The organism is Mesorhizobium sp. M8A.F.Ca.ET.057.01.1.1, assembly GCF_003952565.1.
Classification (GTDB): Bacteria; Pseudomonadota; Alphaproteobacteria; order Rhizobiales; family Rhizobiaceae; genus Mesorhizobium.
This window is the reverse complement of record NZ_CP034454.1, coordinates 6,089,827-6,113,707: the sequence shown is the minus strand read 5'-3', so window position 1 is coordinate 6,113,707 and position 23,881 is coordinate 6,089,827. Positions and strand designations below refer to the sequence as shown.

The following is a 23,881-nucleotide window of genomic DNA, read 5'->3' as shown; positions in this document are numbered from 1 at the left end:
CGGGGGATTCGCACCAAGCGGCGCAGTGTTGGCGGGTCGGCCAAGAGTTAGGGCTGCGGTCGGGCCGGATCAATATGGCGGCGGCGCTTTCACCGTGCACGGATAGTCAATCAATCCACCGCCTTGGCGGTGGTGACCGCCTGGCTGGGTAGCAACCGCCCGGGCAGGTGGTGACCGCCCGGGGATCAGATGGCTTTGAAGGCCAGCACCGCATTGGTGCCGCCGAAGGCAAAGCCATTGCTGATGGCGGCGCGCACCTTGCGCTCGCGCGCGACATTCGGCGTAACGTCGAGATCGCAGTCTGGATCGGCCTCGCGGTAATTCGCCGTTGGCGGCACGACGCCTTCTTGGATCGCCATGACGCAGGCGATCATCTCCAGCCCGCCCGAGGCGCCGAGGCAATGCGCGTGCATCGACTTGGTCGAGGAGACGGAGAGCGCGCGGGCATGGTCGCCGAAGACGCGCTTGATCGCGAGGGTTTCGATCTGGTCGTTGGCCTTGGTGCCGGTGCCATGCGCGTTGAGGTAGTCGACATCCTCGGGATTGAGCCCGGCATCGGCCAAGCAGAAGCGCATAGCGGCTTCCGGACCCTCGACGGTCGGCGCGACGATGTCGGAGGCGTCGGCCGAAAGGCCCGCGCCGGCTATCTCGGCCAGAATGGTGGCCCCGCGCGCCATCGCGTGGTCGTAGCTTTCCAGAACCGCCATGCCCGCGCCTTCGCCCAGCACCAGCCCCTGGCGGTCGGCCGAGAACGGCCTGCACGTGTCGGGCGACAGCACACGCAGCGCTTCCCAGCCCTTCAGCACGCCCCACACCAGCGGCGCATCGGTGCCACCGGCCACCATGACGTCGGCGCGGCCGAGCCTGATCTGGTCGACCGCCGAGGCGATGGCATGATTGGCTGACGAACAGGCCGAAGTGACACCGAACACCGGTCCGCGCAAACCCAGATGCATGCTGACCTGGCCGGCGGCGGCGCCCGGCATGACCCTGGGGACGGTGAAGATGCCGGCGCGATTCTTGCCCTCGATCAGGATGGCGCGATAGTTCTCCTCGACCGTCTCGAACCCGCAGACGCCAACACCGACAATGGTTCCCATCCGATAGGTATTGTCCGCATGCGGGGCCAATCCGGACTGCCGCATGGCTTCTTTCGCCGCGATCACCGCCAGCAGGCTGAAGCGGTCCATCGACACCAGCTGCCTGCGCTCGATGCCGTGATCCGGCAGCGCTTTGATCTCGCAGCCGGTCTTGACCTTCAGGTCGTGCAGGAAGGGATTGTCAATCGGGCCGATCGCCGACCGGCCGGCCCGCATCTCGGCCCAGATTGCCTGCGCGTCGGTGCCCAATCCGCACAGCCCGCCGATGCCGGTAATGACGACACGCTTCAGCATTCGGTCAGGCTTTTTTCGCGATCAGCGCGCGAACGGCCTCGACCATGTCGCCGACATTCTTGAGATTGCTCCAGGCATCGACCGTGTTCATCTCGATCTCGATGCCATATTGCTCCTCGAGGTCGAAGATGATCTCGGTCAGCTCCAGCGAATGGATGCCGAGCGCCGTCAATTCGGTGGTGGTGGTGATTTCCTCGCCGCCCGGCTCGGCATGGGCCTTGATCTTCTCGATGATGTCCGTTGCCAGCTGATCAGCCATTCGGTTTCTTCCCCACTTGTCGTTTCCCGGCGCCAACTGAACAGCGCCTTCTTATCCTCGATATCAGGCCGCGATCTTCGCCTTATACCCCGCCAAGCGTCGCCTGACCGTACCAAGGTGGTTCCCTCTATAGAAACGGAAACGCCATCAAGCAACAAGCTATATGTCGACAAAACCGCCACAGTGCTTAACCTGACGGCGTGGATACGATCGAAAATACGAAGTTTTCAGGTCAACTGGCCCAGCGCGCGGCGGGCAAGGCGGCGCTTGGTTGCGCCAGCGTCGACGGCCGCACGCGGCTGCGCCGCCTCTATCAGGACGGCTCAGCCAAGATAAGGCTGCCGGCCGTTTCGGCCGGTCCGCTGGAGGCCGTCCTGATCAACACCGCCGGCGGGCTGACCGGCGGCGATCGCCTCGGCTGGGAGGTGGATGTCGGCGCGGATGCCAGCGCCGCGATTACAACTCAGGCCTGCGAAAAAGTCTATCGCGCCGCATCGGACCATGCCGAAGTACGGGTCAAGCTGACCGTCGGCGAGAACGGCAGCATCGCCTGGCTGCCGCAGGAAACCATCGTCTTCGACCGCGCCGCCTTTGCCCGCACGCTCGATGTCGAGCTTGCGGCCGGAGCCGAGGCGCTGGTGCTGGAAGCGGCCGTCTTCGGCCGCCTGGCCATGGGCGAACGTGCCGCTCAGGGCATTTTTCACGACCGCTGGCGTATCCGCAGGGAAGGATCCCTCATTCATGCCGAGGATTTCCGCATCGGACCTGCCATCGCCGACACCTTGGCCCGTACGGCGATATCAGGTGGCGCAATCGCCGTGGCAACGCTGCTGCTGGTGTCGCCGCGAGCCGAGGCTTTGCTTGATCCGGTCCGGGAGATCATTGGCGACCGAGGTGGCGCCAGCGTCTGGGCCGTGAAGACATCTGGCAAGCTTCTTGCGAGGCTCTACGCCGAGGACGGCTACCAGCTGCGCCAACGGCTGGTCCCGCTCGTCGAATTGCTCAACGGAAGGGCGGGGTTGCCCAAATTATGGTCACTGTGACTGTGTCCGCATCATTTCAGGAAGACGCATGAACCTGACGCCAAGGGAAAAGGACAAGCTGCTGATCGCCATGGCGGCGATCGTGGCGCGCAAGCGACTGGAGCGCGGCGTCAAGCTCAACCATCCGGAAGCCATCGCGCTGATCACCGATTTCGTCGTCGAGGGCGCCCGCGATGGCCGCCCGGTGGCCGAATTGATGGAGGCCGGCGCCCATGTCGTCAGCCGCGCGCAGGTGATGCAAGGCATCGCCGAGATGATCCATGACGTGCAGGTGGAAGCGACCTTTCCCGATGGCACCAAGCTGGTGACCGTGCACGAACCGATCAGGTGAGGAGACCGACATGCTTGAACTGCGCCCGAACTGCGAATGCTGTGACAAGGACCTGCCACCGGAAGCGAAGGATGCGCGGATCTGCACCTTCGAGTGCACCTTCTGCGCCGGCTGTGTCGAAAACGTGCTTGGCGGCGTCTGCCCGAACTGCGGCGGCAATTTTACAGCCCGGCCGATTCGTCCCGCCGCGATGCTGAAGAAATATCCGGCTTCGACCAAACGCGTGCTCAAGGCCGAGGGCTGCGGTCCCCGCAAGGCCGCCTGACACCGCAAACGAAAGGCAAGTAAATGATCCCTGTCAAACGCCTGTGCCTCTCGGCGATCCTGCTCGTGGCGGCGGCCATGCCTGCCTACGCCCATGTCGGCATCGGCACGACATCCTCCCTCATGGCCGGCTTCACGCATCCGTTGTCGGGCCTCGATCACTTGACGGTGATGCTCGCTGTCGGCCTGTGGGCGGCCCTCAAGGGCGGCAAGGCGATCTGGGCCTGGCCGGCGGCGTTCGTCGCCGTCATGCTGGCCGGCGCGGCCCTTGGTATGGCCCATGTGCCGTTGCCGTTCGTTGAGCCGGGCATAATGGCTTCGGTCGTGGCGCTCGGGCTGCTGGTCGCACTGGCGGTCGATCTCCCAGTTCCGGCCGGTGTCGCGATCATCGGCCTGTTCGCGCTGTTTCACGGCCACGCCCATGGCATGGAAGTGCCGGAAAATGCCGGCGGGCTCGAATATATGGCCGGCTTTGCCACCGCCACCGTGCTGCTCCATGCCATCGGCATCGCCGCCGGGCTCGGCCTCGGCATGAGATTTCGTGGTGTGGCCCGCATCGCGGGTGCAGCCTGCGCGGCGATCGGCATCGGCCTCGCCTTCGGCGTCGTGTGAGGCCCCATGATCCCCGGCGAAGTCTTCCCCGCCCAAGGCGACATCGAACTCAACAAGGGTCTGCCGACCGTCATCCTGAAAGTGGCCAACAGTGGCGATCGGCCGGTCCAGGTCGGCAGCCATTACCATTTCTTCGAAACCAATGAGGCGCTGACATTCGACCGCGAGAGCGCGCGCGGCATGCGCCTCGACATCGCCGCCGGCACCGCCACGCGCTTCGAACCGGGGCAGGAACGCGACGTCACGCTGGTGCCGCTTGGTGGCAAGCGTGAGGTCTATGGATTCCAGCAGAAGGTAATGGGCAAGCTGTGAGGGCGTCTCGTGCGTGGCGCGCAAGGCCGGCGAGCGGCTTCAGGACAGGCATGAACGCAAGCGCTGCGCGTCGCTCAGTCCGATGGCTTGGCGGCCGCATAAATGACGATCTTTCCGGGATCGTCGAATTCCACGGCGAGAACGTCTTGTGCCAGCACGCGCCGCGACTCGATGGCGTTGAAGAGCAGGGCGTTGGCCTCGATCTCCTTGCGCAGCTCGGTAACATCGTCCTGATGCTGCCGGACCTTGTTCTCGATGACCGGCGGCGGGCCGCCTTCGCTGCGCGCAGCGTCGGTCAGGAACACGATATCGACCTTGTCGAGCTTGGACGTCTTGCGCACCGTACTGATGTTTTCCCGCGTGCGGTCGATCGCCGAATTGACCTTTCCAATCTCAGCGGTCGTCTTGGCTTCTTCCTGGTTGACTTGCGAGCCGACGATACGGTCGACGGTTTCCGGGCTCTGAAGGCCCTGCGCGTTCAGCGCGGCCTGGGGAAGGCCCACTGCCAGAAACGCAGCCGCTGCGACGGCATGCAGCCAACGGATATCGGGCAAGGTGGTATCGGTCATCGTTCACTTCCGCGGTTTGTTCCAACGCTCAGGAAACAAAACGACGCCAGCCCTGCCACGGTTCCCTCCCCGATTCGGTGGGCGGACCGGATACCGGCCCGCCGCGCCGGGTCTTTAACTCGCTTTTTGGTGATCAGGGTCAGGGCGCCGTTTGGCTCCATGCTGGCCGCGACCACCTGAGCCGAGGTCATGCCCTTGGCCTCGAGGGCGGACTTCACCTTGGGCGTGGCATCGATCGAGCTGCGCAGCTTCTGCAGGCCGGCATCGCCACGCTGGGTGATCACCTGGTTGACCTGCGTCTGGGTGTCCTTCGGCAACTCGCTGATGTCGACGATGTTGACACTCTGGATTGCCGGCGCGGCTTGCTGACCGCCGGGGGCGGCTGGGGCCGGCGTGGTCGGAGCGGGCTGTTGGGCAGGCTGCTGCTGGGCACTGGCGGCGCCCGCCAGCATCAGGCTGGCGGCGGTTGCAAGAACTATCGTTTTGCGCATGGATTTTCCTTCCATCGGTTTGGCAAACGGTCGTTTTGGGGTGGCCTGCCAACCTCAACCGCCAAATGGGATCAGAAGGTGTCGCCCAGCGGGTCATTGCGTGACCATTGGGTGGCGGCAATGTGCAGCCGGGTTTCGACCATACCGCATTTCGGGAGCAATCGCTGATGGCCAGACTAAGCCGTGCCGCCTACGCCCAGATGTACGGCCCAACGGTCGGCGACAAAGTGCGGCTTGCCGACACCGAGCTGATCATCGAGGTCGAGAAGGATTTCACCATCCATGGCGAAGAGGTGAAATTCGGTGGCGGCAAGGTCATTCGCGACGGCATGGGCCAGAGCCAGGTTTCCCGTGCCCAAGGAGCGGTCGACACCGTCGTCACAAACGCGCTGGTGATCGATGCCAGCGCCGGCATCTTCAAGGCCGATATCGGCCTCAGGGACGGCCGCATCGCCGCAATAGGCAAGGCCGGCAATCCCGATACTCAAGGCGGCGTCACCATCATCATCGGGCCCGGCACCGAAATCATCGCCGGCGAGGGCAAGATCCTCACCGCCGGCGGCTTCGACGCGCATATCCACTTCATCTGCCCGCAGCAGATCGAGGAAGCACTGATGTCGGGCATCACCACCATGCTCGGCGGCGGCACCGGCCCGGCGCATGGCACGCTGGCGACCACCTGCACGCCGGGGCCATGGCACATGGCGCGCATGATCCAATCCTTCGACGCCTTCCCAATGAATATCGGCCTGTCGGGCAAGGGCAACGCCTCTCTGCCGGCAGCACTCGAGGAGATGGTGCTGGGCGGCGCCTGCTCGCTCAAGCTGCATGAGGACTGGGGCACGACGCCAGCGGCGATCGATTGCTGCCTGTCGGTCGCCGACGACTACGACGTGCAGGTGATGATCCACACCGATACGCTCAACGAATCCGGCTTTGTCGAAAACACGGTGGCGGCGATCAAGGGCCGCACCATCCATGCCTTCCACACCGAGGGCGCCGGCGGCGGCCACGCGCCCGACATCATCAAGGTCTGCGGCCTGCCCAACGTCATCCCGTCCTCGACCAATCCGACGCGGCCCTACACGGTCAACACGCTGGCCGAGCATCTCGACATGCTGATGGTCTGCCATCACCTGTCGCCATCGATTCCCGAGGACATCGCCTTCGCCGAGAGCCGCATCCGCAAGGAGACCATCGCGGCCGAGGACATACTGCACGACATCGGCGCCTTCTCGATCATCTCGTCCGACAGCCAGGCCATGGGCCGCGTCGGCGAGGTGGCGATCCGGACCTGGCAGACCGCCGACAAGATGAAGCGCCAGCGCGGGTCATTGCCGCAGGAGACCGGCGACAACGACAATTTCCGCGTCCGCCGTTACATCGCCAAATACACCATCAATCCTGCCATCGCGCATGGCCTGTCGAAGGACATCGGCTCGATCGCGGTCGGCAAACGCGCCGACCTGGTGCTGTGGAACCCGGCCTTCTTCGGCGTCAAGCCGGACATGGTGCTGATCGGCGGCATGATCGCCGCCGCCCCGATGGGCGACCCAAACGCCTCGATCCCGACGCCGCAGCCGATGCACTACCGGCCGATGTTCGGCGCCTATGGCAAAGCCCGGACCAATTCGTCCGTGACCTTCGTTTCGAAAGCAGCGCTCGAGTCAGGCCTGCATGGCAGGCTCGGCGTCGACAAGCAGTTCGTCGCCGTCGAAAATACGCGCGGCGGCATCGGCAAGCACTCGATGGTGCTCAACGATGCCACGCCGCATGTCGAGGTTGATCCCGAAACCTACGAGGTGCGCGCCGATGGCGAACTGCTGACTTGCGAGCCGGCGACCGTGCTGCCGATGGCACAGCGGTATTTTCTGTTCTGACGCGAAATCGGCGACTGCCTCAAGTGGTTCAAAATCCATTGCAGGAGAGGATTCCACACCGCAATATGCGGCCTCGAAGAGCCGTATTGTGATCAGGCATGGCCAGCGAAATAGCCTCCGCCCACGACATTTTCCCACATATCCGCATCGTCATGGGCATGGTGATTGGGCTTGGCGTCGCCCGCCTGCTGTCGGGAGTAGCGCGCATCGTCCAGCATCCCGGCCAATACCGGCTCTATCCCGTGCATTTGGCCTGGGTCGCCTCGGTGCTGCTCATGCTGGTGCATTTCTGGTGGTGGGAGTTCGGCCTGTACACCATCGAAACCTGGACCTTCGGCAAATACCTTTTCATCATTTTCTACGCCATCACGCTGTTCCTGCTCTGCGCGCTGCTGTTTCCGGATTCGATGCTGGACTACACCAGTTACGAGGATTTCTTCTATTCGCGACGCGCCTGGTTCTTCGGCCTGCTGGCGGCGACTTATCTGCTCGATGTGATCGACACCCTGCTGAAAGGGCCGGAGCATTTCGCCCGCTTCGGCAACGAATATCTGTTCCGAACGCCGGTCTTCGTCGCACTCTGCATCGCCGCGATCCTGGTGCGCGACCGCCGCTTCCACATCGCCTTCGTCACGGCGGCGCTGATCTACCAGATATCGTTCATCCTGCGGCTCTTCGACACGATCGTATGACGCCAGCCGATGATCTAGAGTTTCGAGGAAAGGCAGGTTCAGCGATGTACAAGGCCATTGGATCGCGTGGGTCCCGGGTCAGCCGCGTCCTCTGGATGCTCGAGGAACTCGGGCAGCCCTATGAATTCGTCGAGGTCAAGCTCCGCTCGCCGGAAGCCTATGCGCTCAATCCGTCGGGCAAGGTGCCGATCCTCATCGACGGTGAGCTGATCGTGACGGATTCGGCGGCGATCTGCGTCTATCTCGCCGACAAGCACGCCGATAAAGGTCTGGGAGCCAATCCGGGCCTTGCGGGCCGTGCCGAGATGGATTCCTGGATGCATTTTGCCCAGAGCGAGTTCGAGGCGCCGCTGTGGAACAAACTGCGCCACCGCTTCCTGCTGCCGAAGGAGGTGCGTGTCGATGTCGGCCCGGCCGCCGCCTACGATTTCGCCTCGGAGGCCAAGGCGCTGGACCGCCGGCTTGGCGACAAGCCGTTCGCGCTCGGCGACCGGTTTTCCGCCGTCGACGTGCTGCTCGGCGACATGGGCGGCTGGGCCCGCGCCGGAAAATTCCCGATCGAGTCCGAGCGCGTCAACGCCTACTTAGACCGGGTGCTGGCGCGGCCTGCCCGTGCGCGGGCCCAAGCCAACGGAGGCTCTCTGAAATGAAGCTGAACCTCAACACCGACTTCACCAAATTCCCGCGCGCCGTCTCGGTGCTGCCCGCCGGCGAGGCGGGGACCGCGGCGCCATTCGGCCGAGCGATCCTTGCCCATGACGAGCGGCATCTGCGCCGCCGCGCCATCGAACTTGCCGACGGGGGCAAGGTGCTGGTCGACCTGCCCGAGCCTGTCGCCCTGAACGACGGCGACCGGCTGGTGCTGGAGGATGGCCGCCACATCGAGATTATCGCTGCGCCCGAAGAGGTCTATGACATCCGCGCCCGCGACGCCGTGCATCTGACCGAACTCGCCTGGCATATCGGCAACCGCCATCTCGCCGCCGGCATCGAGGCGCACCGCATCCTCATCCTGCGTGACCACGTCATCAAGGCGATGCTGGAAGGGCTCGGCGCCACGGTGCGCGACGTCTCGGAGCCGTTCAAGCCGGTGCGCGGCGCCTATTCTGGCGGGCATGGCCATGCCCACGCCGAGGCGCACAGCCATGGCCACGGCGAATCCCATTCGCACAGCCACGCGCATTCGCATCACGATCATCACCATGACTGACCAGCCCTCCAGCATCGCCCTGCTGCGGCTGATGGCATGGCTGTCGCCGGCCTTTCCGGTCGGCGGCTTTGCCTACAGCCATGGTCTGGAGCGCGCGGTGCATGACGGGTTGGTGGCCGATGCCGCCGGCCTTGCCAGCTGGCTGGAGACGCTGGTCGAAATGGGCTCCGGCTGGAACGATGCCGTGCTGTTCGCCGAGAGCTGGCGCCGCGCCCGCGAAGGCGGTGATCTGGCTGAGGTCGCCGCGCTGGCCGAGGCACTGGCCGGCTCGCGCGAACGGCACGCCGAGGCCATGCTGCAAGGTGCGGCCTTCCTTAAAGCGGCCGGCGCCTGGCCCAATCCCGTGCTGGAGCGGTTGCCGGCCGAATGCGCCTATTGCGTCGCTGTCGGCGCTGTCGCCGGCGGCAATGGCATTGCGCTGCAGGACGCGCTGTCCGCCTTCCTGCAAGCCTTCTTTTCCATCCTCGTCCAGGCCGCGATCCGGCTCGGCGTCATCGGCCAGAACGAGGCTACCACGCTGCTAGCCGGCTTCGAGCCGCTGGCGCTCTCGACCGCCGCCCGAGCGTCCCGCTCGACATCGGACGATCTCGGCGGCTGCGCGTTCGTCTCCGACGTCATGGCGATGAAACACGAAACTCAGTACTCGCGATTGTTCCGCTCATGATCCTCCTCGCCTTTGTCCTCTCATTCGTGCTGCTGCTGATCACGGCACTGCATGCCTATTGGGGTATCGGCGGCATCTGGCCGGGCAGGGATGCCGCGTCCTGCGCCCATGCCGTCGTCGGTTTTCGCGGCGTCGACGAAATGCCGACGCCATTCGCCAGTTTTGCCGTTGCCGCCTGCCTTGGCTTGGCAACGCTGTGGCCGCTGGCGCTCATCGGGTTCTTCGCCTCGCCCTTTCCGAAGGAGGGCCTTGCCGCCACGTCGATGCTGATCGGTCTGGTGTTCCTGGGACGCGGCATTGCCGGTTTCACGCCCTGGTGGCGCCGGCTGGCGCCGCAACAGCCTTTCGCGCGGCTCGATACCTGTCTCTATTCGCCGCTGTGCCTGCTGATCGGGCTCGGCTTCGCGGCTCTTGCCATTATGGAGTTTCCGGCATGACACAAGCTAACGGTCCTCTTCGCATCGGCATTGGCGGCCCCGTCGGTTCCGGCAAGACGACGCTCACCGAAAAACTCTGCAAGGCGCTGCGCGACGAGTTTTCCATCGCCGTCGTCACCAACGACATCTACACCAGGGAAGACGCCATGATGCTGGTCCGATTGCAGGCGCTGCCGGAGGACCGCATCGTCGGCGTCGAAACCGGCGGCTGCCCGCACACCGCCATCCGCGAGGACGCCTCGATCAATTTGCAGGCTATCGCCGAGCTGAACCGCAAATTCCCCGATCTCGACATCATCTTCATCGAATCCGGCGGTGACAACCTTGCCGCCACCTTCTCGCCGGACCTTGCCGACCTGACGCTCTATGTAATCTCGGTCTGCCAGGGCGAAGAGATTCCGAGAAAGGGCGGTCCGGCGATCACCCGTTCCGATTTCCTCATCATCAACAAGAGCGACCTGGCGCCCTATGTGAACGTCAATCTCGATGTCATGGAGAGCGACGCCGGCCGCATGCGCGGCAAGCGGCCGTTCGGCTTCACCGATCTTTCGCGCGGCAAGGGTCTGCGGGAGGTGATCGATTTTATCGTCGAGCACGGCGGACTGCGGACCATTGGCGCCGCAAGCACCGCGGCATAGCTGGCCGTCTGCACCAAGCGAAAGCGGTTGCGGGCACCAGCGGAGCGCGCCATTCTCGCCGAAACCGGAGGATTTTTAGCATGAGCATTGCCCGCCTGCAGAAGGAAACGCTGACCAACCTGCCCTTCTACGAAGAGCGCGTCGATCTCGCCTGCGCCTTCCGCTGGACGGCGCGACTCAACATGCACGAAGCGGTGGCCAACCATTTCTCGCTGGCCATCAACGACGACGGCACCAGGTTCCTGATGAACCCGAACCAGGTGCATTTCTCGCGCATCAAGGCGAGCGACTTGATCGAAATCGACGCCAACGACCCCGACACGCTTTCAGGGCCTGATGCACCCGACCCGACGGCATGGGGCCTGCACGGCGCCGTCCATCGCAATGTGCCGCATGCGCGCTGCGTCATGCATGTCCATTCGATCCACGCCACCGTGCTGGCCTCGCTGGCCGACTCGACGCTGCCGCCGATTGACCAGAATTCGGCAATGTTCTTCAACCGCCATGTCGTCGACGCGCATTATGGCGGACTGGCCTTCGAGGAAGAGGGCGAGCGCTGCTCGCAGCTTCTCGCCGACCCCAAGGTCAAGGTGATGGTGATGGGCAACCATGGCGTGCTGATCATCGGCGACACCGTCGCCGACGCCTTCAACCGCATGTTCTATTTCGAGCGCGCCGCCGAGACCTACATCAAGGCGCTGTGGACCGGTCGGCCGCTGCGCACGCTCTCCGACGCGATCGCCGAGAAGGCGGCGAGCGAGATGGACGACTATCCCGGCCAAGCCGAGCGTCACCTCGCCGAGTTGAAGGCGATCCTCGACGAGCAGGAGCCGGTGTACCGGAACTGAGCCCTACAGTCCGAGCTGAGCCCGCAATTCCTCGGCACTGTTGATGACGACGGCGCCGGGTGGTCCTTCCATCGGCTTTTCAGGCCAGAAGATGGTCTTCATCCCCGCCGCCAGCCCCGCCATGGCGCCCGGCCAGCTGTCGTCCACCGCGACGGCGTGCGCGGGATCGACGTCGGCCAGATAGGCAGCGCGCAGGAAAGGCTCGGCGTGCGGCTTGCCGTCGCGCACGTCGTTGCGGCTGATCGTCTTCATGCCGGGATAGGTGAGGCCGACCATGCGCAGATTGGCGTCGACGATCATCCGGTCCGAATTGGAAACCACCGCCTGCTGCACGCCGCGCGCGCGCAGTTCGTTGAAGACCTCGATAGCGCCTGGGCGCGGCTTGAGCCCTTCGACCAGCGGCAGGTAATGCTCATATTTGTGAACGATCCACTCGTCGAAGGGCAGTTGCAGCCCGAATTCGTCGCGCATCATTTCGTAGACCGGCCAGGCGGCGACGCCCAGCACGCGCTCATGCAGATCGACAGGCGGCGTCAGGCCGGCATTGCGCATCGCTGCAATGAGGGCTGCCTCGTGCAGCGGTTCGCTGTCGACCAACGTGCCGTCCATGTCCCAGAAAACCGCCTTCGATGTCATGCAGCGCTCCTTTTTGCGATCCCTTAAAGGGTTTGCGGCGGGAGATAAACCTTTGGCGGCCATACAACATGCCTTCAAAGCGAAACGGAACCCGCCGCCTTTTCTCCGACCGTGTATTCGCGGAGAAACCTCCGCCGCATCGACGTAAGCATTTGCTCTTGAGATTGACAATTGCGCAGGCGGCCATTCCCTGCGAAACTGATACGGATCGCCTGATGATCGGCGGGTTTCGGGAGGCAGGACGTGAATACCCGGCAGGATGGCGGCGGCAACAGGCTGGACGACGCGGCGCGCGCCGGCTGGCTCTATTATGTTGCCGGCAACACACAGGACCAGATCGCCGCCACGCTCGGCATATCGAGGCAGACGGCGCAGAGGCTGGTGTCGCTGGCGGTGTCGGAAGGCTTGATCAAGGTTCGCGTCGATCACCCGATCGCCAACTGCCTGGATCTTGCCGCGCGGCTGAAATCACGCTTCGCGCTCGACCTTGTCGAGGTGGTGCCGAGCGATCCCAACTCATCCTCCACCACCATCGGCATCGCCGAAGCCGCCGCCGCCGAGATCGAACGGCGGCTGCGGTCGCCGACACCGATCGTCATGGGCATCGGCACCGGACGCACGTTGAAGGCGGCGATCGAGCAATTGCCGCCGATGGAATGCCCGCAGCATAAGGTGGTGTCCTTGACCGGCAACATCTCGCCGGACGGTTCGGCCGCCTTCTACAACGTCATCTTCACCATGGCCGACAGGGTCAAGGCGCGGTCCTTCCCGATGCCGCTGCCGGTCATCGCCTCCTCACCGCAGGAGCGCGAAATGCTGCTCAACCAGCCGATGATCCAGCCGACGCTGGCGCTTGCCGCCGAGGCCGATGTCACCTTCATTGGCATTGGCGACCTCGGCCCGAAGGCGCCGCTCTACGAGGACGGCTTCATTTCCGAAAGCGAGCTGAAAGCCTTGCAGAAGGCGGGCGGCGTTGCCGAAATCGTCGGCTGGGTGTTCGATCGGGAGGGCCGCATGATCGAAGGCATCACCAATGACCGCGTGTCGTCGGCGGCGCTGCCGTCTCGCGAAAAGTCGCTGGTCATCGCGCTCGCCATGGGCGAACGCAAGCTGCCGGGGATCCTGGCGGCCGTGAACCGGCGGCTGGTCAACGGGCTCATCACCGACGAGCGGACGGCTACCGCCCTGCTGGCCGGTATTTGACGGCTTCCACATAAAGCCAGCAAGGCTATTTGTGCCGGCCGAACGGGTCGTTGCCGTCCAGAAAACCGAGGTCGCGCTGCAGATGGGGCGACAGGTCCCTGATGTCGAGATGCGCCTTTTTTCTGGTCGCAAGCCAGCCGAATCCATCCGCAAGCCATGAAATCCAGCGATGATCGGGAGCGGGGGTGCATTTTTGCTGCGCCATGGTCATGATCGTCAACCTTCGTTATCCTGAACCCGAATGACGGGTTGAGGATGAATGTCGGCCTTGCCGGCTACCTTTGCCAATCGAACGTCGATAACGACCCATAAGGAGGCTTTATGCCTGACCTCAGCGCGCCGCAGCTTTCGCAACTGCCGCCATTGCAGGCGATCCGGGTGTTCGAGGCGGTGGCGCGGCATCTTTCTTTCACCAAGGCCGCCGGGGAACTCGCCATGACGCAAGCGGCGGTCAGCTACCAGATCAAGGTGCTGGAGGAGCGCGTCGGCGCGCCGCTGTTCCTGCGCCGGCCGCGACAGATTGAACTGACCGAAGCGGGCCAGCGCCTTGCGCCGGCTGTCAGCGAGGCCTTTGCTATCCTCAGCCAGGCCTATGCCGCCGCGCGCGGCGGCGCGGACGGGCTGCTATGTGTCACCACTGTGCTGACCTTCGCCTCGAATTGGCTGGCGCATCATCTGGGCGCGTTCCAGATCGCGCACCCGTCGCTTGCCGTGCGGCTCGAGACGTCGAGCCGGCCGACGGATTTCGCCCGCGAGGATGTCGATCTCGCCATCCGTTCTGGCGGCGGCAAATGGCCCGGGCTGGAGGCCCACAAGCTGCTCGATGCCGATTTCACGCCGATGCTGAGCCCGAAGCTCGCGGCGAGCATCGGCGGCATCAACGAACCGGCCGATCTGCTCAAGCTGCCGATCCTCGATCCCAGCGATGTCTGGTGGACGCAATGGTTCGAGGCCGCCGGCGTGCACAGCCATGACCTTGCCAGGCGGCCCGGCAGCAGCATGGGCGCGCAAGCCTATGAAGCCAACGCGGCCATATCGGGCCATGGCGTGGCGATCCTGACCCGGGCCCTGTTCAAGGCCGAACTCGCCGACGGCCGTCTGATCCAGCCGTTCGACCTGGTCGGCGACGACGGCCACGCCTACTGGCTGGTTTATCCGGAAGCCCGCCGCAACGTGCCCAAGATCCGCGCCTTCCGCGATTGGCTGCTGGCCGAGATCGCCTGCTGACCGGTCCTTCGCGCCCGCTTCGATCCTGGACCCCTTCCTGTCGCGTTGCCTGATATCCGGCACGCGCGCGGCTCGTCGTCTCCAACTTCCATCCGTCGGCGGTCCATCGGCAAGCCCGGTGCTGCGCTGCAGCATCGAATCCGGCTTGACATAATTCATACTTAGTGAGTAATTGCTCACAGCCAAGGCAAATGCTCATCTTGGTTCATGGGAGGAATTTGATGAAACTTCGTACGCTCATCCTGGGCTTGTGCTCGGCCAGCGCGCTGGCTTTCGCCGCACATGCCGAATCCATCACCATCGCCACCGTCAACAATGGCGATATGGTCCGCATGCAGAAGCTGACCGACGACTTCACCAAGGCCAACCCCGACATCCAGCTCAACTGGGTAACGCTCGAAGAGAACGTGCTGCGCGAGCGTGTCACCACCGACATCGCCACCAAGGGCGGCCAGTATGATGTGATGACCATCGGCACCTACGAGGTTCCGATCTGGGCCAAACAGAGCTGGCTCCTGCCGCTCGACAAGCTCGGCGACGACTACGACGCCAAGGACATCATCCCCGCCATTGCCGGCGGCCTCTCGGTCGACGGCAAGCTCTATGCCGCTCCGTTCTACGGCGAAAGCTCCTTCGTCATGTACCGCAAGGACCTGATGGAGAAGGCTGGGCTGAAGATGCCCGACGCGCCGACCTGGGACTTCATCAAACAGGCCGCCGACAAGATGACCGACCGCGCCAATGGCGTGAACGGCGTCTGCCTGCGCGGCAAGGCCGGCTGGGGCGAGAACATGGCCTTCCTGACCGCCATGTCGAACTCGTTCGGCGCCCGCTGGTTCGACGAGAACTGGAAGCCGCAGTTCGACCAGCCCGAGTGGAAGAAGACGCTGCAGTTCTATGTCGACCTGATGAAGGCCGATGGCCCCGAAGGCGCTTCCTCCAACGGCTTCAACGAAAACCTGGCGCTCTTCCAGCAAGGCAAGTGCGGCATGTGGATCGACGCCACCGTCGCGGCGTCCTTCGTCTCCGACCCGAAGAACTCTACCGTCGCCGACAAGGTCGGTTACGCCCTGGCGCCTGACAACGGCCTTGGCAAGCGCGGCAACTGGCTGTGGGCGTGGTCGCTGGCGATCCCTGCCGGCACGCAGAAGGCCGACGCCGCCGAGAAGTTCGTCTCCTGGGCGACCAGCAAGCACTATGCGGAGCTCGTCGCGTCGAAGGAAGGCTGGGCCAACGTACCTCCGGGCACGCGCTCCTCGCTTTATGCAAACGCCGAGTACCAGAAGGCGGCTCCGTTCGCCAAGATGACGCTGGACTCCATCAACGCCGCCGACCCGACGCATCCGACCGTCAAGCCGGTGCCCTATGTCGGCGTTCAGTTCGTCGCCATCCCTGAATTCCAGGGCCTTGGCACCACCGTCGGCCAGCTCTTCTCGGCGGCACTTGCCGGTCAGTCGAGCGTCGACGATGCGCTGAAGCAGGCCCAGGACGCCGCGACCGCGGCGATGACCGAGGGCGGTTATATCAAGTAAGGCTCCTCCCGGTGCCGAATGCCGGTCACCTCCTCGACCGGCAACGGCCGCCCGAAACCCAGTTCGGGCGGCCATCTTTCCAACGCCTGTGAAAATTCAGTCTGATCCTTGAAGGGTGACCGTCATGGCTACTCAGCAGACCCGTTCGCTTGCCCGATTCATGATGGCGCCATCCGTGGTGCTGCTGCTGGTCTGGATGGTTGTTCCGCTCGCTCTCACGCTGTGGTTCTCCTTCCAGCAGTACAACCCGCTCAATCCGGTTCGCGATGGCTTCGTCGGCCTCTCGAACTACGCGCTGTTCTATTCCAACCCGGCTTTCCTGCAGTCGATCCTCAACACGCTGGTCCTGGTGGTCAGCGTGCTGCTGATCACGGTGATCGGCGGCATCCTGCTGGCGCTGCTCATCGATCAGCCGATGTGGGGCCAAGGGATCGTGCGCATCCTCGTCATCTCGCCGTTCTTCGTCATGCCGCCGGTCGCCGCTCTGGTGTGGAAGAACATGATCATGCACCCGCAATATGGCGTCTTCGCCGACATAGCGCGCTTCTTCGGGGCGCAGCCGATCGACTGGTTCGGGCAGCATCCGATGACGGCGATCATCATCATCGTCGCCTGGCAATGGCTGCCTTTCGCGACATTGATCCTCCTGACCGCACTGCAATCGCTCGACGGCGAGCAGAAGGAAGCCGCCGAGATGGACGGCGCCGGCTTCATCAGCCGCTTCATCTATCTGACGCTGCCGCACATGTCGCGCGCCATCACCGTGGTCATCCTGATCCAGACGATCTTCCTGCTCTCCGTCTATGCCGAGATCCTGGTCACCACCAATGGCGGCCCCGGCTATGCCTCCACCAACCTGCCCTTCCTCGTCTACCAGAAGGCGCTGCTGGAGTTCAAAATCGGCCAGGCATCCGCGGGCGGTGTGATCGCCGTCATTCTCGCCAACATCGTCGCCTTCTTCGCCATGCGCGCCGTCGGCAAGAACCTGGACAAGTAAGGGAGGACAAGATGGCACGCGCAGTCACCACCCAGCACAAGACCATCGCGACGGCAGCCGCCTGGATCGTCGCCTTGCTGATCTTCTTTCCGATCCTCTACACGATCATCACCTCGTTCAAGTCGGAACAGGAGGCGATCCAGGGCTTCAACCTGATCCCGTCGGGAACCTTCGAAAGCTATTCCGAGGTCCAGGCGCAGAGCGGCTATTTCAAGTTCTTCTTCAACTCGGTGCTGCTCTCGGTCGGCTCGACCATCCTGGCCCTGCTCGTCGCCATCCCGGCGGCATGGTCGATGGCCTTCTCTCCGACCAAGCGGACCAAGGACATCCTGATGTGGATGCTGTCCACCAAGATGATGCCCGCGGTCGCGGTTCTGTTTCCGATCTACTTGATCTTCCGCGACACCGGCCTGCTCGACAGCCGCATCGGCCTCATGGTCATGCTGATGCTGATCAACCTGCCGATCGTGATCTGGATGCTCTACACCTACTTCCGCGAGATCCCCGGCGAGATCCTGGAAGCGGCCCGCATGGACGGCGCGTCGCTGTGGAACGAGATCATCTACGTGCTGACGCCGATGGCGGTGCCGGGCATCGCCTCGACCATGCTCTTGAACATCATCCTGGCCTGGAACGAGGCGTTCTGGACGATCCGGCTGACGACCACGGAAGCAGCGCCGCTTACCGCCTTCATCAGCTCCTTCTCCAGCCCGCAAGGCCTGTTCTGGGCCAAGCTTTCGGCGGCCTCGACGCTGGCCATCGCACCGATCCTGATCATGGGCTGGTTCAGCCAGAAGCAGCTGGTGCGCGGCCTGACCTTTGGTGCGGTGAAGTAACGGAAATTGCCTGAAGCAATCGGCGAAAAATAGCTCTCGGGGAGGAAACCATGGGAAACATCACGCTCAAGAACGTCTCTAAATCCTTTGGATCGACGTCCATCATCCCCGGCCTCGACCTGGTGATCGAGAATGGCGAGTTCGTCGTCTTCGTCGGTCCGTCCGGTTGCGGCAAGTCGACATTGCTAAGGCTGATCGCCGGGCTGGAAGACACCAGCGGCGGGACCATCAACATCGATGGCCGTGACGTCACCGGCGAGGCGCCGGCCAAGCGCAAGCTCGCCATGGTGTTCCAATCCTATGCGCTCTACCCGCATATGACGGTTGCCAAGAACATCGCCTTCCCATTGAAGATGGCGGGCGAGGATCAGGCGACCATCGACAGGAAGGTGAAGGACGCGGCGCGCGTCTTGAACCTCACCAACTATCTCGAACGGCGGCCAGGCCAACTTTCGGGCGGCCAGCGCCAGCGCGTCGCCATCGGCCGCGCCATCGTGCGCCAGCCCTCGGCCTTCCTGTTCGACGAGCCCTTGTCCAACCTCGACGCGGCACTGCGCGGCACCATGCGGCTCGAAATCAGCGAGCTGCACCATCAGCTCAAGACCACGATGATCTACGTCACCCACGACCAGGTCGAGGCGATGACCATGGCCGACAAGATCGTCGTGCTCAACGCCGGCAACATCGAGCAGGTCGGCTCGCCGATGGAACTCTACAAGACGCCGCGCAACCTGTTCGTCGCCGGCTTCATCGGTTCGCCGAAGATGAACCTGATCGAGGGCGCGCCGGCTTCCAAATATGCCGCCAAGACGATCGGCATCCGGCCTGAACATATGCAGATCTCGACCACGGCGGGCGACTGGAAGGCCACCGTCGGCGTGGCCGAGCATCTGGGCTCCGACACGTTCCTGCACGTCCAGGCTGACGGCGTCGGGCCACTGACGGTGCGCGCCGACGGCGAACTGGCGGTTCGCCATGGCGACACCATCTATCTCACGCCCGACCAAGCCAAGCTGCACCGCTTCGGCCCCGACGGCAAGGCGATGGCCCAGTGAGGATGGAGCGGTGAGGCTGAAAGGCAAATCGGCGCTGATCACCGGGTCGGCGCGCGGCATCGGCAGAGCCTTCGCCGAAGCCTATGTGCGCGAAGGCGCCACCGTGGCGATTGCCGACATCAACCTCGACGCAGCACGCAAGACCGCTGCTGAAATCGGTGACCACGCCTATGCGCTAAAGCTTGACGTCACCGACCAGGCATCCATCGATGCCGCGGTCAAGGCCGTGGAGAGCAGGACCGGCGGCCTCGATATCCTAATCAACAACGCCGCTCTGTTCGACCTGGCGCCGATCGTGGAGATCTCGAGGGCGAGCTACGAAAAGCTATTTTCCGTCAATGTCGCCGGCACGCTGTTCATGCTGCAGGCAGCCGCCCGGTCGATGATCGCGCGGGGCAAGGGCGGCAGGATCATCAACATGGCGAGTCAGGCCGGGCGTCGCGGCGAACCGCTGGTCGCGGTCTATTGCGCCACCAAGGCCGCGGTCATTTCGCTGACGCAGTCAGCCGGGCTCGACCTGATCAAACACCGCATCAATGTCAACGGCATCGCGCCCGGCGTCGTCGACAGCGACATGTGGGACGAGGTCGATGCCTTGTTCGCCAAATACGAGAACCGGCCGAAAGGCGAAAAGAAACGGCTGGTCGGCGAGGGCGTACCGTACGGCCGCATGGGCAAGCCGGAAGACCTGGCCGGCATGGCGGTGTTCTTCGCCAGCGACGAGGCCGAATACATCGTTGCCCAGACCTACAATGTCGATGGCGGCCAATGGATGAGTTGAAAAGGATGAGTTGAGGGGGAAGGCGCTTCTCTCATTTCCTCCGGAGAAGTGCCAAGGGGGCGGGTGAGGGGCAGCATCCTGGAACATCAGGTGCGGCCCCTCATCCTCGCCCTCCCGAAGGAGGCGAAACAGTCGGGCTGCAAATCGGCCAAAGGGTAAAGCAGATGACCGTGAAACTCTCTTCCTCGAGCCTCGCCACGCTTCCGTCCAAGGTCGCAGGTCCGAACTATGACCGGTCGGCGCTGAAAGCCGGCATCGTGCATTTCGGTGTCGGCAATTTCCACCGCTCGCATCAGGCCGTCTATCTCGACGACCTGTTCGGTCAGGGCATCGGCCATGATTGGGCGCTGGTCGGCGCCGGCGTGTTCGACGGCGAGAAGATCGGCCGCGGCAAGCTCGAAGAGCAGGACTGGCTGACCACCGTGGTCGAGCAGGACGAAGGCCACATGAGCGCCCGCGTCACCGGAGCGATGATCGATTTCCTGATGCCGGGCGATGCCGCCGCCACCATCGAGCGGCTGGCCGATCCGGCGATCAGGATCGTATCGCTGACCATCACCGAAGGCGGCTATTTCATCGATCCGGCCTCCGGCGTCTTCAATCCGACCCATCCTGATATCGTCGCCGACGCGCAGCCGGGCGCCACACCAAGGACTGTGTTCGGTATCATCCTGGCTGGCCTCATACGCCGCCGTCTGGACGGCATCGTGCCGTTCACCGTCATGTCCTGCGATAACATTCCCCATAACGGCCATGTCACGTCGGATGGTGTGATCGGCCTTGCCCGCCTGATCGACGAGGACCTGGCGAGTTGGGTCAGCGATCACGTCGCCTTCCCGAACGCCATGGTCGACCGCATCACGCCGGCAACCAGCGACCGCGAGCGCAAGATCCTCGCCGACGATTTCGGCCTCGAAGACAACTGGCCGGTGTTCTGCGAGCCGTTCCGGCAATGGGTGCTGGAAGATCATTTCACCGATGGCCGCCCGCCGCTGGAAAAGGTCGGCGTGCAGTTCGTCAAAGACGTCGCCCCTTACGAGCTGATGAAGATCCGCATCCTCAATGGCGGCCACGCCACCATTGCCTATCCGGCCGGGCTGATGGACATCCACTTCGTCCACGAGGCGATGCAGGAGCCGCTGGTGCGCGGCTTCCTCGACAAGCTCGAGCATGACGAGATCATCCCGACCGTGCCGCCGGTGCCGGACACCGTGCTGGAGGACTATTACCAGCTCATCGAGAAGCGCTTCTCCAATCCCAAGATCGGCGACACGGTACGCCGGCTCTGCCTCGACGGCTCCAACCGCCAGCCGAAATTCATCATTCCGACCATCGCCGACCGGCTGAAAGCGGGCAAAGGCGTTGCCGGTCTGGCGCTGGAATCGGCGCTGTGGTGCCGCTACTGCTTCGGCACGACGGACAGCGGCGCCGTCATTGAACCCAACGACCCGAGCTGGGATCGGATGCAGGCAACGGCAAAGGCGGCAAAGGACGCGCCCGCCGCCTGGCTTGCGATGGACGACATCTATGGCGATGTCGGCCGCGCCACTGCCTTCGTCGAAGCCTTCGCCCACGCACTCAACGTGCTCTGGGCCAATGGCACGCGCGCCACGCTGACGCGCTACCTCGCCGGCAAGCTCTGAGAGCCAGCCGGCACCATGACGCCTGAACTGGTCATCTTCGACTGCGACGGCGTGCTGGTCGACAGCGAGGCGCTCTCCGTCTCGGCGCTGCTCGGCATGATCGAACTTGCCGGCGGCAGCATCGGCGAAGACGCCGCCTACGAACATTTCCTCGGCAAGAGCATGAAGAGCGTGCGCGAGATCCTCGGCCGCGACTTCGGCCTGGAGATCACCGATCGGCATCTCACCGCCATGCGCGTCGACCTCATGCGAAAGTTCCGCGAGGAGCTGAAGCCGATCGCCGGCGTCAGGGAGATGTTGCCGAAGCTCGGCCTGCCGTATTGCGTTGCCTCTTCCGGTACGCTGGAACGGATTCGCTACGCGCTCGACGTCACCGGTCTGCTCACGCTGATGGAGCCGCATCTGTTCAGCGCCGCCATGGTTGCCAGGGGCAAGCCGGCACCGGACCTTTTTCTCCACGCCGCCGCCAGCATGCGGGCGCATCCGCGCAACTGCCTGGTCATTGAGGACAGTCCGGCCGGCGTCGCGGCCGCGCGCGCGGCCGGCATGCGCGTCCTCGCCTTCACCGGCGGCGGGCACGCCGGCAATCCGGGATTGAAAGCGCGGCTTGCGTCGACCGAACCGGACTTTATATTCGCTGACATGCTGCAATTGCCCGATCTGATTGCAGGCCTGGGAGCGAGAGTTAGAGCATCTTGACGAAACAGTTTGTCTGCGCGGTCGATGTCGGCACCGGGAGCGCTCGCGCGGGCATTCTCGACGCCAGTGGCGCCTTGCTCGGCCGTGCCGAGCGGCCGATCGCCATGAATCAGCCGAAGCCCGATCATGCCGAGCATGATTCACGCGATATCTGGTCCGCCGTCTGCACCGCCGTGCGTGCCGCGCGGGAAAAGGCAGGCGTCGCCGCCGAGCATATCGCCGGCATCTCCTTCGATGCCACCTGTTCGCTGGTCGTGCGTGACAGGCAAGGCGGCCAGCTCAGTGTTTCGACCACCGGTGACAAGCGCTGGGACACCATTGTCTGGCTCGACCATCGCGCCATCGCCGAGGCCGACGAATGCACCGCGAGCGGCCACGAGGTGCTGAATTATATCGGCGGCGTCATGTCGCCCGAGATGGCGACGCCGAAGCTGATGTGGCTGAAGCGCAATCTGTCCGGCACCTGGAATGAAGCCGGCTACCTATTCGACCTGACTGATTACCTGACCTGGCAGGCGACCGGCTCGCTGGCGCGCTCGCAATGCACGCTGACCGCCAAATGGACCTACCTGGCGCACGAGGAAAACGCGTGGCAACGCGATTTCTTCGAACTCGTCGGCCTCGACGATCTTTTTGACCACGGCAATCTGCCAGAACGGGCCAGCCCGGTCGGTGCCTACATCGGCTCGCTGACGGCGCGGGCAGCGGCAGAACTCGGCCTGACCGAAAACTGCCGCGTCGGCGCAGGCGTCATCGATGCCTATGCCGGCGCGCTTGGCGTGCTTGGCGGCTTTGCCGGCGACGACCACAATATCGGCCGCCATCTGGCGCTGATCGCCGGCACATCGAGCTGCGTCATGGCGATGTCGCCCGACCCGCAGCCTTTCGCCGGCGTCTGGGGGCCGTACTACGGCGCCGCCCTTCCGAAGCTGTGGCTGTCCGAGGGTGGCCAGTCGGCAACCGGCGCGCTGCTCGACCACATCATCCGCTGGCATGGCGCCGGCGGCGAGCCGAACGCGGCCATGCATGCCAGGATCGCCGCGCGCGTCGGCGAACTGCGCGCCGCCGAGGGCGAGGGCCTTGCCGGCCGGCTGCACGTGCTGCCGGATTTCCATGGCAACCGCTCGCCGCTCGCTGATCCGCACGCGGTCGGCGTCATCAGCGGTCTGACGCTGGATTCGTCCTTCGACAGTCTGTGCAAGCTCTACTGGCGTACCGCCGTCGGCATTGCGCTCGGCGTGCGCCATGTGCTGGAGGCGCTGAACGAGAACGGCTACCTGATCGACACACTGCATGTCACCGGCGGCCACACCAAGAACCCGCTCTTGATGGAGCTCTACGCCGACGCCACCGGCTGCACGGTGGTCGAGCCGCTGGCCGACGAGGCGGTGCTGCTCGGTACTGGCATGGTGGCGGCGACCGCCGCCGGGCTTTTTCCTGATCTCAACGCCGCCTGCCTTGCCATGCAGCAGGGCGGCAAGACACGCGCCGCCAACCCGGCGGCAGGCGCCCGCTTCGATCGCGATTACCGGATTTTCCTGGAAATGCATCGGCAGCGGCAGATGCTTGACGCGATCCGCTAGAGCAATTCCAGGAAAGTGTGAGCGGTTTCCGTCAGGAATTGCGTC

Annotated in this window: 28 protein-coding genes and 1 pseudogene; 23 read left to right on the top strand and 6 right to left on the bottom strand. The window is 64.0% G+C overall.

Annotated elements, in window-relative coordinates:
* Nucleotides 1-185: 185 nt before the first annotated feature.
* Entirely contained in the window at nt 186-1,394 is a 1,209-nt protein-coding gene (locus tag EJ077_RS29030; protein ID WP_208698221.1) for a beta-ketoacyl-[acyl-carrier-protein] synthase family protein, read from the bottom strand.
* 4 nt (nt 1,395-1,398) lie between these two features.
* On the bottom strand, nt 1,399-1,653 hold the full coding sequence (locus EJ077_RS29025; protein ID WP_027145432.1) for an acyl carrier protein: 255 nt from the start codon (nt 1,651-1,653) through the stop codon (nt 1,399-1,401).
* A gap of 200 nt (nt 1,654-1,853) precedes the next feature.
* Here EJ077_RS29025 and EJ077_RS29020 point away from each other — a divergent pair, with 200 nt between their 5' ends.
* The 5 genes from EJ077_RS29020 to EJ077_RS29000 are packed head-to-tail and all read left to right on the top strand — an operon-like array spanning nt 1,854 to nt 4,215.
* Nucleotides 1,854-2,696 carry an urease accessory protein UreD gene (locus tag EJ077_RS29020; protein WP_208698219.1) on the top strand — a complete coding sequence of 281 codons (843 nt, stop codon included), beginning with the start codon at nt 1,854-1,856 and terminating at the stop codon, nt 2,694-2,696.
* A 28-nt stretch (nt 2,697-2,724) separates the two neighbouring features.
* Nucleotides 2,725-3,027 carry an urease subunit gamma gene (locus EJ077_RS29015; protein ID WP_127275256.1) on the top strand — a complete coding sequence of 101 codons (303 nt, stop codon included), beginning with the start codon at nt 2,725-2,727 and terminating at the stop codon, nt 3,025-3,027.
* A 10-nt stretch (nt 3,028-3,037) separates the two neighbouring features.
* Nucleotides 3,038-3,292 carry a DUF1272 domain-containing protein gene (locus EJ077_RS29010; RefSeq protein ID WP_208698217.1) on the top strand — a complete coding sequence of 85 codons (255 nt, stop codon included), beginning with the start codon at nt 3,038-3,040 and terminating at the stop codon, nt 3,290-3,292.
* 23 nt (nt 3,293-3,315) lie between these two features.
* Nucleotides 3,316-3,903 carry a HupE/UreJ family protein gene (locus tag EJ077_RS29005; protein ID WP_208698215.1) on the top strand — a complete coding sequence of 196 codons (588 nt, stop codon included), beginning with the start codon at nt 3,316-3,318 and terminating at the stop codon, nt 3,901-3,903.
* A 6-nt stretch (nt 3,904-3,909) separates the two neighbouring features.
* Nucleotides 3,910-4,215: an urease subunit beta gene (locus EJ077_RS29000; RefSeq protein ID WP_208698213.1), complete on the top strand. Its 306-nt coding sequence runs from the start codon at nt 3,910-3,912 to the stop codon at nt 4,213-4,215.
* A gap of 74 nt (nt 4,216-4,289) precedes the next feature.
* On the opposite strand, the gene EJ077_RS28995 is transcribed toward EJ077_RS29000, so the two are convergent.
* Together EJ077_RS28995 and EJ077_RS28990 are read right to left on the bottom strand one after the other, a co-directional pair.
* Complete coding sequence (locus tag EJ077_RS28995; RefSeq protein ID WP_208698211.1) at nt 4,290-4,784, bottom strand: hypothetical protein; 495 nt, start codon at nt 4,782-4,784, stop codon at nt 4,290-4,292.
* A 122-nt stretch (nt 4,785-4,906) separates the two neighbouring features.
* A pseudogene (locus EJ077_RS28990) lies at nt 4,907-5,275 on the bottom strand (hypothetical protein); the annotation flags it as partial.
* 164 nt (nt 5,276-5,439) lie between these two features.
* Between EJ077_RS28990 and ureC the strand changes: the two are divergent.
* The 8 genes from ureC (at nt 5,440) to EJ077_RS28950 (ending at nt 11,644) form a co-directional block, all read left to right on the top strand.
* Nucleotides 5,440-7,155, top strand: coding sequence for an urease subunit alpha (gene ureC / locus EJ077_RS28985; RefSeq protein WP_208703159.1), 1,716 nt, complete (start codon nt 5,440-5,442; stop codon nt 7,153-7,155).
* A gap of 98 nt (nt 7,156-7,253) precedes the next feature.
* Complete coding sequence (locus EJ077_RS28980; protein ID WP_208698209.1) at nt 7,254-7,847, top strand: hypothetical protein; 594 nt, start codon at nt 7,254-7,256, stop codon at nt 7,845-7,847.
* 44 nt (nt 7,848-7,891) lie between these two features.
* Nucleotides 7,892-8,497, top strand: a complete 606-nt coding sequence (locus EJ077_RS28975) for a glutathione S-transferase family protein (RefSeq protein ID WP_208698206.1) — start codon at nt 7,892-7,894, stop codon at nt 8,495-8,497.
* Nucleotides 8,494-9,057, top strand: a complete 564-nt coding sequence (locus EJ077_RS28970; protein WP_208698205.1) for an urease accessory protein UreE — start codon at nt 8,494-8,496, stop codon at nt 9,055-9,057. The genes EJ077_RS28975 and EJ077_RS28970 overlap by 4 nt, the downstream gene beginning before the upstream one ends.
* The gene (locus EJ077_RS28965; RefSeq protein ID WP_208698203.1) at nt 9,050-9,721 is read left to right on the top strand and encodes an urease accessory protein UreF; all 672 of its coding nucleotides are present in this window, start codon (nt 9,050-9,052) and stop codon (nt 9,719-9,721) included. The genes EJ077_RS28970 and EJ077_RS28965 overlap by 8 nt, the downstream gene beginning before the upstream one ends.
* Nucleotides 9,718-10,158, top strand: coding sequence for a DUF3995 domain-containing protein (locus EJ077_RS28960; RefSeq protein ID WP_208698201.1), 441 nt, complete (start codon nt 9,718-9,720; stop codon nt 10,156-10,158). Before EJ077_RS28965 ends, EJ077_RS28960 begins: the two co-directional genes overlap by 4 nt.
* A complete protein-coding gene (ureG, locus tag EJ077_RS28955) occupies nt 10,155-10,796 on the top strand; it encodes an urease accessory protein UreG (protein WP_127275244.1) in 642 nt (213 codons plus the stop codon). The genes EJ077_RS28960 and ureG overlap by 4 nt, the downstream gene beginning before the upstream one ends.
* Before the next feature lie 80 nt (nt 10,797-10,876).
* Nucleotides 10,877-11,644: a class II aldolase and adducin N-terminal domain-containing protein gene (locus EJ077_RS28950; RefSeq protein WP_208698199.1), complete on the top strand. Its 768-nt coding sequence runs from the start codon at nt 10,877-10,879 to the stop codon at nt 11,642-11,644.
* A 3-nt stretch (nt 11,645-11,647) separates the two neighbouring features.
* On the opposite strand, the gene EJ077_RS28945 is transcribed toward EJ077_RS28950, so the two are convergent.
* Entirely contained in the window at nt 11,648-12,280 is a 633-nt protein-coding gene (locus tag EJ077_RS28945) for an HAD family hydrolase (protein WP_208698197.1), read from the bottom strand.
* Nucleotides 12,281-12,523: 243 nt separating this feature from the next.
* Here EJ077_RS28945 and EJ077_RS28940 point away from each other — a divergent pair, with 243 nt between their 5' ends.
* A complete protein-coding gene (locus tag EJ077_RS28940) occupies nt 12,524-13,483 on the top strand; it encodes a sugar-binding transcriptional regulator (RefSeq protein ID WP_208698195.1) in 960 nt (319 codons plus the stop codon).
* A 25-nt stretch (nt 13,484-13,508) separates the two neighbouring features.
* Here EJ077_RS28940 and EJ077_RS28935 read toward each other — a convergent pair whose 3' ends face one another.
* Complete coding sequence (locus EJ077_RS28935) at nt 13,509-13,694, bottom strand: hypothetical protein (RefSeq protein ID WP_208703158.1); 186 nt, start codon at nt 13,692-13,694, stop codon at nt 13,509-13,511.
* A 110-nt stretch (nt 13,695-13,804) separates the two neighbouring features.
* Here EJ077_RS28935 and gcvA point away from each other — a divergent pair, with 110 nt between their 5' ends.
* The 9 genes from gcvA (at nt 13,805) to EJ077_RS28890 (ending at nt 23,836) form a co-directional block, all read left to right on the top strand.
* Nucleotides 13,805-14,710 (top strand): transcriptional regulator GcvA, encoded by a 906-nt coding sequence (gcvA, locus tag EJ077_RS28930; RefSeq protein WP_208698193.1) that lies wholly within the window; start codon nt 13,805-13,807, stop codon nt 14,708-14,710.
* 221 nt (nt 14,711-14,931) lie between these two features.
* The gene (locus EJ077_RS28925) at nt 14,932-16,242 is read left to right on the top strand and encodes an ABC transporter substrate-binding protein (RefSeq protein ID WP_127871260.1); all 1,311 of its coding nucleotides are present in this window, start codon (nt 14,932-14,934) and stop codon (nt 16,240-16,242) included.
* Between the two features lie 124 nt (nt 16,243-16,366).
* Nucleotides 16,367-17,239: a carbohydrate ABC transporter permease gene (locus tag EJ077_RS28920; RefSeq protein WP_127275237.1), complete on the top strand. Its 873-nt coding sequence runs from the start codon at nt 16,367-16,369 to the stop codon at nt 17,237-17,239.
* A gap of 11 nt (nt 17,240-17,250) precedes the next feature.
* Nucleotides 17,251-18,075 (top strand): carbohydrate ABC transporter permease, encoded by an 825-nt coding sequence (locus EJ077_RS28915; protein WP_135882688.1) that lies wholly within the window; start codon nt 17,251-17,253, stop codon nt 18,073-18,075.
* A 50-nt stretch (nt 18,076-18,125) separates the two neighbouring features.
* Complete coding sequence (locus EJ077_RS28910) at nt 18,126-19,130, top strand: ABC transporter ATP-binding protein (RefSeq protein ID WP_208698191.1); 1,005 nt, start codon at nt 18,126-18,128, stop codon at nt 19,128-19,130.
* A 10-nt stretch (nt 19,131-19,140) separates the two neighbouring features.
* Nucleotides 19,141-19,911 carry an L-iditol 2-dehydrogenase gene (locus EJ077_RS28905; protein ID WP_208698189.1) on the top strand — a complete coding sequence of 257 codons (771 nt, stop codon included), beginning with the start codon at nt 19,141-19,143 and terminating at the stop codon, nt 19,909-19,911.
* A gap of 164 nt (nt 19,912-20,075) precedes the next feature.
* On the top strand, nt 20,076-21,554 hold the full coding sequence (locus tag EJ077_RS28900) for a mannitol dehydrogenase family protein (RefSeq protein WP_208698187.1): 1,479 nt from the start codon (nt 20,076-20,078) through the stop codon (nt 21,552-21,554).
* A 15-nt stretch (nt 21,555-21,569) separates the two neighbouring features.
* Complete coding sequence (locus tag EJ077_RS28895) at nt 21,570-22,253, top strand: HAD-IA family hydrolase (protein ID WP_208698185.1); 684 nt, start codon at nt 21,570-21,572, stop codon at nt 22,251-22,253.
* The gene (locus tag EJ077_RS28890) at nt 22,250-23,836 is read left to right on the top strand and encodes an FGGY-family carbohydrate kinase (protein ID WP_208698183.1); all 1,587 of its coding nucleotides are present in this window, start codon (nt 22,250-22,252) and stop codon (nt 23,834-23,836) included. The genes EJ077_RS28895 and EJ077_RS28890 overlap by 4 nt, the downstream gene beginning before the upstream one ends.
* Nucleotides 23,837-23,881 lie beyond the last annotated feature (45 nt).

Excerpts from the sequence above, each read along its gene's own strand:
- EJ077_RS29030 (WP_208698221.1), bottom strand. The coding sequence starts at position 1,394 with ATGCTGAAGCGTGTCGTCATTACCGGCATCGGCGGGCTGTGCGGATTG.
- EJ077_RS29025 (WP_027145432.1), bottom strand. The coding sequence starts at position 1,653 with ATGGCTGATCAGCTGGCAACGGACATCATCGAGAAGATCAAGGCCCAT.
- EJ077_RS29015 (WP_127275256.1), top strand. The coding sequence starts at position 2,725 with ATGAACCTGACGCCAAGGGAAAAGGACAAGCTGCTGATCGCCATGGCG.
- EJ077_RS29010 (WP_208698217.1), top strand. The coding sequence starts at position 3,038 with ATGCTTGAACTGCGCCCGAACTGCGAATGCTGTGACAAGGACCTGCCA.
- EJ077_RS29005 (WP_208698215.1), top strand. The coding sequence starts at position 3,316 with ATGATCCCTGTCAAACGCCTGTGCCTCTCGGCGATCCTGCTCGTGGCG.
- EJ077_RS29000 (WP_208698213.1), top strand. The coding sequence starts at position 3,910 with ATGATCCCCGGCGAAGTCTTCCCCGCCCAAGGCGACATCGAACTCAAC.
- EJ077_RS28995 (WP_208698211.1), bottom strand. The coding sequence starts at position 4,784 with ATGACCGATACCACCTTGCCCGATATCCGTTGGCTGCATGCCGTCGCA.
- EJ077_RS28980 (WP_208698209.1), top strand. The coding sequence starts at position 7,254 with ATGGCCAGCGAAATAGCCTCCGCCCACGACATTTTCCCACATATCCGC.
- EJ077_RS28975 (WP_208698206.1), top strand. The coding sequence starts at position 7,892 with ATGTACAAGGCCATTGGATCGCGTGGGTCCCGGGTCAGCCGCGTCCTC.
- EJ077_RS28970 (WP_208698205.1), top strand. The coding sequence starts at position 8,494 with ATGAAGCTGAACCTCAACACCGACTTCACCAAATTCCCGCGCGCCGTC.
- EJ077_RS28965 (WP_208698203.1), top strand. The coding sequence starts at position 9,050 with ATGACTGACCAGCCCTCCAGCATCGCCCTGCTGCGGCTGATGGCATGG.
- EJ077_RS28960 (WP_208698201.1), top strand. The coding sequence starts at position 9,718 with ATGATCCTCCTCGCCTTTGTCCTCTCATTCGTGCTGCTGCTGATCACG.
- ureG (WP_127275244.1), top strand. The coding sequence starts at position 10,155 with ATGACACAAGCTAACGGTCCTCTTCGCATCGGCATTGGCGGCCCCGTC.
- EJ077_RS28950 (WP_208698199.1), top strand. The coding sequence starts at position 10,877 with ATGAGCATTGCCCGCCTGCAGAAGGAAACGCTGACCAACCTGCCCTTC.
- EJ077_RS28945 (WP_208698197.1), bottom strand. The coding sequence starts at position 12,280 with ATGACATCGAAGGCGGTTTTCTGGGACATGGACGGCACGTTGGTCGAC.
- EJ077_RS28935 (WP_208703158.1), bottom strand. The coding sequence starts at position 13,694 with ATGACCATGGCGCAGCAAAAATGCACCCCCGCTCCCGATCATCGCTGG.
- gcvA (WP_208698193.1), top strand. The coding sequence starts at position 13,805 with ATGCCTGACCTCAGCGCGCCGCAGCTTTCGCAACTGCCGCCATTGCAG.
- EJ077_RS28925 (WP_127871260.1), top strand. The coding sequence starts at position 14,932 with ATGAAACTTCGTACGCTCATCCTGGGCTTGTGCTCGGCCAGCGCGCTG.
- EJ077_RS28920 (WP_127275237.1), top strand. The coding sequence starts at position 16,367 with ATGGCTACTCAGCAGACCCGTTCGCTTGCCCGATTCATGATGGCGCCA.
- EJ077_RS28915 (WP_135882688.1), top strand. The coding sequence starts at position 17,251 with ATGGCACGCGCAGTCACCACCCAGCACAAGACCATCGCGACGGCAGCC.
- EJ077_RS28910 (WP_208698191.1), top strand. The coding sequence starts at position 18,126 with ATGGGAAACATCACGCTCAAGAACGTCTCTAAATCCTTTGGATCGACG.
- EJ077_RS28900 (WP_208698187.1), top strand. The coding sequence starts at position 20,076 with ATGACCGTGAAACTCTCTTCCTCGAGCCTCGCCACGCTTCCGTCCAAG.
- EJ077_RS28895 (WP_208698185.1), top strand. The coding sequence starts at position 21,570 with ATGACGCCTGAACTGGTCATCTTCGACTGCGACGGCGTGCTGGTCGAC.